Origin of the sequence: Ornithinibacillus massiliensis, assembly GCF_018310345.1 — a bacterium.
Taxonomy (GTDB): Bacteria; Bacillota; Bacilli; order Bacillales; family Amphibacillaceae; genus Ornithinibacillus; species Ornithinibacillus massiliensis.
The window spans coordinates 1-5626 of sequence record NZ_JAGXBY010000011.1 but is presented as its reverse complement, the minus strand read 5'-3'; the positions used below and the strand labels follow the sequence as shown (position 1 = coordinate 5626).

7 protein-coding genes and 2 pseudogenes are annotated in these 5626 nt (G+C 35.7%); 7 read left to right on the top strand and 2 right to left on the bottom strand.

The window, feature by feature from the left end; genetic code table 11:
• Both KGF86_RS19100 and KGF86_RS19095 read left to right on the top strand, forming a co-directional pair.
• Positions 1 to 529, top strand: a pseudogene (locus KGF86_RS19100) (WXG100 family type VII secretion target); the annotation flags it as partial.
• A 14-nt stretch (positions 530 to 543) separates the two neighbouring features.
• Complete coding sequence (locus KGF86_RS19095) at positions 544 to 1005, top strand: Imm30 family immunity protein (RefSeq protein ID WP_211742706.1); 462 nt, start codon at positions 544 to 546, stop codon at positions 1003 to 1005.
• Between the two features lie 320 nt (positions 1006 to 1325).
• Here KGF86_RS19095 and KGF86_RS19090 read toward each other — a convergent pair whose 3' ends face one another.
• Positions 1326 to 1526: a helix-turn-helix domain-containing protein gene (locus KGF86_RS19090; RefSeq protein WP_211742705.1), complete on the bottom strand. Its 201-nt coding sequence runs from the start codon at positions 1524 to 1526 to the stop codon at positions 1326 to 1328.
• Between the two features lie 166 nt (positions 1527 to 1692).
• On the opposite strand from KGF86_RS19090, the gene KGF86_RS19085 reads away from it, so the two are divergent.
• The 4 genes and pseudogenes from KGF86_RS19085 (at position 1693) to KGF86_RS19070 (ending at position 4773) form a co-directional block, all read left to right on the top strand.
• Positions 1693 to 2469 (top strand): recombinase family protein, encoded by a 777-nt coding sequence (locus KGF86_RS19085; protein WP_211742704.1) that lies wholly within the window; start codon positions 1693 to 1695, stop codon positions 2467 to 2469.
• 133 nt (positions 2470 to 2602) lie between these two features.
• A pseudogene (locus tag KGF86_RS19080) lies at positions 2603 to 3833 on the top strand (IS110 family RNA-guided transposase).
• A gap of 56 nt (positions 3834 to 3889) precedes the next feature.
• Positions 3890 to 4204, top strand: a complete 315-nt coding sequence (locus KGF86_RS19075; RefSeq protein WP_211742708.1) for an AHH domain-containing protein — start codon at positions 3890 to 3892, stop codon at positions 4202 to 4204.
• Positions 4204 to 4773, top strand: a complete 570-nt coding sequence (locus KGF86_RS19070) for an imm11 family protein (RefSeq protein WP_211742703.1) — start codon at positions 4204 to 4206, stop codon at positions 4771 to 4773. Before KGF86_RS19075 ends, KGF86_RS19070 begins: the two co-directional genes overlap by 1 nt.
• Before the next feature lie 313 nt (positions 4774 to 5086).
• Here KGF86_RS19070 and KGF86_RS19065 read toward each other — a convergent pair whose 3' ends face one another.
• Complete coding sequence (locus KGF86_RS19065) at positions 5087 to 5287, bottom strand: helix-turn-helix domain-containing protein (RefSeq protein ID WP_211742702.1); 201 nt, start codon at positions 5285 to 5287, stop codon at positions 5087 to 5089.
• Between the two features lie 171 nt (positions 5288 to 5458).
• Here KGF86_RS19065 and KGF86_RS19710 point away from each other — a divergent pair.
• Positions 5459 to 5626: RHS repeat-associated core domain-containing protein (locus KGF86_RS19710; protein ID WP_425516510.1), on the top strand; the 168-nt coding region annotated here is incomplete at its 3' end.

Sequence of the window (5626 nt, the reverse complement as noted above, 5' to 3'; positions counted from 1 at the left end):
TTTTATACCGGTTGGAAAGGTAGTAAAAGGTGCAAAACTAGGATTAAACCAACTTCCAAGTGCTGGCAGAAAAACAAGTCAAGCAACAGGTGCTGTGAAACGTGTAGATGGCCGGGATGTTACTAAGGGTATAGATAATCCTCTATTACCTACAGAAGGTAAAGTAGGGACTTTTAAGGAACTTGCAAAACAAGGTACAGCATTTGATAACATTACACCACATCATATGCCTTCTGCTGCTAAGATGAAACAGGCAGGAGTAAAGAGAAGCGATGGTGTTAGTATGAATATGGAACAACCCCATCCTGGAGTAGGTGGTAGGCATAGAGAAACATATACTTATGGTTTAAGTGGTAATAAATTAGAAGAATATTTAAACCTAAGTTACCGTGATGCCCTGACTCATGATATATTAGATGCAAGAAGGATATATATTAAGCAAGGTGTCTACACACCTGAAATAAGAGCAGGACTATTAAATGCGATTAGAAAGAATAGAGAGTTGTATCCTGAATTATTTAATAAGTAAGTGGGGTGGAGTATATGGATGTGAAATCAGAATTAAATAAAATCTACACAAATAGACTTTTACAATCTCAAGAAGAAATAGACGTATTTGAAGAAGCATTAGGTAATCTCATTGGTCTAGAGGATAAATCAGTTATTACCGAATTATGTATGGTATTTGACGATGATACTGAACAATATGAAATAATGTTTGGATTAGTACATGGCATAGAGAACCTCTATAAAGAAAATATGGAAGAGGGATTATATTTAATTGCTATAGCTGTCCCAAGTGTTATTGATAGGGCAAGAGAATGGATGGAAGTTTTACATTACAGAATTTTAAATCATGAACAAGTAAGAAGAATATACGGTAGTGTGCTATCTAAGCTAGATGACAATTCAAAAGAGATAATAATAAACTTACTGAGGGATATAAAAAGTGAAGACCCAGATATGTTTAGCAATTCTGTAGATGAAGTATTAAAAGCAATATAATTAAAAAACCACCTTAAAGGGCTAAAGACCTTTTATGGTGGTTTTTAATTTACTACCACCTAGTGCCGAATAAACAACTTATTATTTTCAGAGTGGATATAAGTCTTGTAAGCCCAATATAATGTTTTAACAACTTCTTTAGTACGTACATCACTAATAAAACGTATAACCTATTTAATGTATCCTAGCTATTAGAAGTAATCACAAAACCATTAGTTACCACCATCTATTTTCTCCAATACTATACCTTTGCTTTCCCACTGCCTTTAAAATTTTTCGCAACTTTTGACGTACATAGAACGATGACTATGGCAAGAGGACTACTCCACCTCGATTAACTCCTGAATGTCGATGTTTAACACTTTGCATACTGTTTCTAATGTTGATAGATATACCCTATCTACGTCGTCTGAACAAAGATGGCTTATTGTATTAGGGCGAAGCCCTGTCATTCGTGCCAATTCACGTTGTGAAAGGTCACGTTCTTTAAGGATTTCCTTTAGCTTGATTGTAATAGGCATGGTACTTCCCTTCCTCTTATTCATGTTACCTTTTACGATACATCACAAACTTGTATCGGTAAAGGGGTTGATTGTATCGCTAAAGCCGCATACAATGAATTTATATTAAATATAGCGGCTAAGCGTTACGTTAATCTCGATTAACGTAACGGAGGGGGAAATTACCATGAAAGTTATCGGATATATTCGAGTATCTACACAAGGTCAAGCCAGGGATGGATACAGCCTTGCTTATCAAGAAGATGAAATCAAAGCGTATTGTCAGGCTCACGGATACACGCTTTTACGCTTGTTTAAGGACGAGGGTATCAGTGGGGCTAAAGTAGATGAAGAAGCGTTAGAAGTGGACAGAATGGACTTTCAGGAGATGTTGGAGTATCTCGCCCACCATGAGGTGGATTACGTTGTGACACTTAATACAAGCCGATTATGGCGGTCAGACATTGTGAAAGTGTTAGTTTATCGAGAATTGAAAAAGTATGGAGTGGACATTCGGAGTCTTGAACAACCGCAATACAGTATCCATAAGAAAGACCCTAGCGATTTTTTAATCAATGGCTTAATGGAGTTATTAGACCAATATCAACGATTAGAAATCTCGTTAAAGCTAGGGAGAGGACGTAACAAGAAAGCCCAACAGGGCGGCTATGCAGGAGGAAATGTTGCATTAGGCTATAAAGTGGAGAAAAGTAAGAAAAGGCTTGTCATAGATGATAGACAAGCTAAAACCGTTCAAAGAGTGTTTGACTTAAAGGAACAGTATCCATCATGGACATTAACACAACTTGCAGAACGATTGAATGAAGAAGGACACAGAACGAAACAAGGAAAGTTGTTTACCAAAGTCCAAGTCAAACGGATTTTAGATAGAAAAGCGTTTTATAGTGGGTTATACCACTACGAAGAAATAACTGCAAATGGCAAACATCAAGCCATTTTATAACGGTTAACAGATAGAGAATGGATAGGCTTTTGTACCCTTGCGAGTCTCAAAAGACTAACGCTCGACCTAAGGTTGCCGACATTCTCTGTCTTGCTTTAATCGTTAAAATCTAAAATAGGGGTGAAGTCTTCTGATGAAAAGAGATAAGCATATTTATATAGGATTAGATTTACACAAGTTCCAACATACAGCGGTGATAGTGGATTGCTGGTTTGAGAAGTTAGGAGAAAAGACTATTCAAAACAAACCAACTGCCTTTCCTATCTTACTAGAATATGTGAATAAGTATCTTACAGAAGGCTTGACCCCTGTATTTGGATTAGAAGATGTGGGCGGTTATGGACGAGATTTAGCGTTGTATCTGATTGAACAAGGCTATATCGTCAAATTTGTAAATTCCTCTTTATCCAATGCCGAACGGAACAGCTATGCCATGACCGAAAAGAATGATAGTTGGGACGCTCAATGTGTGGCAGATGTTTTAATTCGTAAGCTACCATATTTACCTGACGCTACACCATCAGATATACATTGGATAATCGCTCAACTTGTAGGCAGAAGAAACGCTTTAGTGAAAGCGCAAACCGCTTTGAAGAACCAACTCCATATGCAATTAAATTATCATTATCCAAGTTACAAGGATTTCTTTTCAGAAGTAGATGGGATAACAGCTTTAGCCTTTTGGGAAAGCTATCCTTCGCCTTCTCATTTGAAGGGGGTAACAATGGAAGGCTTACGAACATTCTTACTAGAAGCAAGTAACAACGCTTGTTCAACTAGAAAAGCAGAAAAGATATTATCACTTGTTCAAGCTGATGGTGAAGTAAAACGAGAATATCAGACATCTAGAGATTTTATCATTCAAAGCATGGTTAGAAATATCAGCTATACCAAACAGGAGATTAAGAAGATGGATAAAGAGTTAAAGGTAACCATTCAAAAGCTAGGTATGCAGCTTGAAACCATGCCAGGGATTGATACGGTTACTTCATCCGCTTTAATTGCAGAAATCGGAGATGTTTATCGTTTCACCAATTCTGATAAACTAGCAAGGTATCAGGCATAGCCCCTATTAAGATGGGTTCGGGCGGTAAGGAAACGATGAAGAAAACAAAACAAGGCAACCGAAAGCTATATGATGTTTTTACAACCTAGCTGTCCAACAAGTTCAAGTATGTAAGGGAAGTAAAATTCCCCGTAATCCTGTATTTTACGATTACTATAACCGTAAGCTAAGTGAAGGGAAGTCAAAGTCACAAGCCCTTCTCTGTATTATGAGAAGATTAGTCAGAATAATCTATGGTATGATGAAAAATAAAACGGCTTATATCATGCCTGAAATGCCTGAAACAATAGCTAGTTAATCAATATGGGTGGTGGTTGAGTAAACTGCCACCTTTCATAAAGTACATTTTTAGATATTCCTAAGGGTATAGATAAACCTTTACAAAATCATCATTACGCAACAAATAAAAGTAGGAAATATACCCCTCAAATGGAAAATATAACTAAAAAGTATGGGTTAGATTTAGATGGAGCATGGAATAAGGAATTACTACCACATCAGGGGAGACACCCATATGCATATCATGATTTTGTTCTAGATAAACTTAGTACTTATGATAAAATAGCCAAAGGAGATAAAGAAAAGTTCCTGAAGCTATTTGAAGGTTTAAAGAAGGAAGTAAGGAATAATCCAGGAATGCTGTATAAAGATTATTGGAGGTCAAAATAATGAAGTATTATAAATTACTACTAGATGATAGCAATGATAATGATGTTGTTTGTCATTGTGAAAATACACATGGTTTTGAACAGTATCATTTAAAAGAAGGTAAATTTATTGACAATTGGAACGAGGATATTACTTTCTATTTTAATCCGATGGATGGAAATAGATTTACTGATTATTTAGCAAATAATTTAGGGTGGTTTATTGTATCAGAAAGATTGAAAGAATTGATTAATACACTTGGGGGAAATGTACAATATTTACCTGTTAATGTTGTAGATATTGAAAGTAAATCTAGTATTGATAAGGCTGATTATTTTGTTGCAAATGTATTGGATGTAGTTGATGCATTAAACCTTGAGAACTCGGAGTACAGTGTTATTGATTTAGACGGCGAAAAAATATATACCGTTAGAAAATATGCAGTATCAAATAGCATAATAAATAATAAAAATATATTCAAATTAAAAGGAGATGAAATTCCATTATTTGCGTCAGAAACTTTAAAGCAATCAGTGGAAGAAAATAATATTAGTGGTTGTGACTTTCTAGAAATAAAAACAATCTTATAATCATTCAAGAACCTTAGAGGGACAACCTTTAAGGTTTCTTTTTTTGAGGGTCTACCTAGTGCCGAATAAAACGCTTTTTACCTACAAGAAAGAGATAATACATATAAACCATCTATGATGTATTAACAAATTCTTTAGTACGTACATCACTAATAAAACGTATACCCTATTTAATGTATTCTACCTCTTAAAAGTAGTCACAAAATCATCAGCTACCGCCATCCATATTCTCCAATACTATACCTTTGCTTTCCCCTACTTTTTAAAATTTTTCGCAACTATGACGTACATAGAACGATTACTAGAGTGAGGACTACTCCACCTCGATTAACTCCTGAATGTCGCTGTCTAACACTTTGCATACTGTTTCTAATGTCGATAGATAAACCCTGTCAACATTGTCTGAACAAAGATGACTTATTGTATTAGGGCGTAGCCCTGTCATTCGTGCTAACTCACGTTGTGAAAGGTCACGTTCTTTAAGGATTTCCTTTAGTTTGATTGAAATTGGCATGGTAATTCCCTTCCTCTTTTTTCATGTTACTTTTACGATACACAATAAAATTGTATCGGTAAAGGGGTTGATTGTATCGCTAAAGCCGCATAAAATGAATTTATACTAAATATAGCGGCTAAGCGTTACGTTAATCTCAATTTATGTAACGGAAGGGTGAAAAATTGAACGTTGTTGGGTATATACGAGGCTCAACTCAAGGGCAATTTAAACGACATGCGTGCACGAATGTATGATCCAACGACTGCGAGGTTCATCCAAGAGGATACGTATGCTGGAACATTAGATAACCCACTATCACAGAACCGGTATTCGTATGTAATGAATAATCCAGTGAAT

What these genes read in the sequence shown, in the direction of transcription:
- KGF86_RS19090 (WP_211742705.1), bottom strand. Translation starts at nt 1,526, where the DNA reads ATGCCTATTACAATCAAGCTAAAGGAAATCCTTAAAGAACGTGACCTT.
- KGF86_RS19095 (WP_211742706.1), top strand. Translation starts at nt 544, where the DNA reads ATGGATGTGAAATCAGAATTAAATAAAATCTACACAAATAGACTTTTA.
- KGF86_RS19085 (WP_211742704.1), top strand. Translation starts at nt 1,693, where the DNA reads ATGAAAGTTATCGGATATATTCGAGTATCTACACAAGGTCAAGCCAGG.
- KGF86_RS19070 (WP_211742703.1), top strand. Translation starts at nt 4,204, where the DNA reads ATGAAGTATTATAAATTACTACTAGATGATAGCAATGATAATGATGTT.
- KGF86_RS19065 (WP_211742702.1), bottom strand. Translation starts at nt 5,287, where the DNA reads ATGCCAATTTCAATCAAACTAAAGGAAATCCTTAAAGAACGTGACCTT.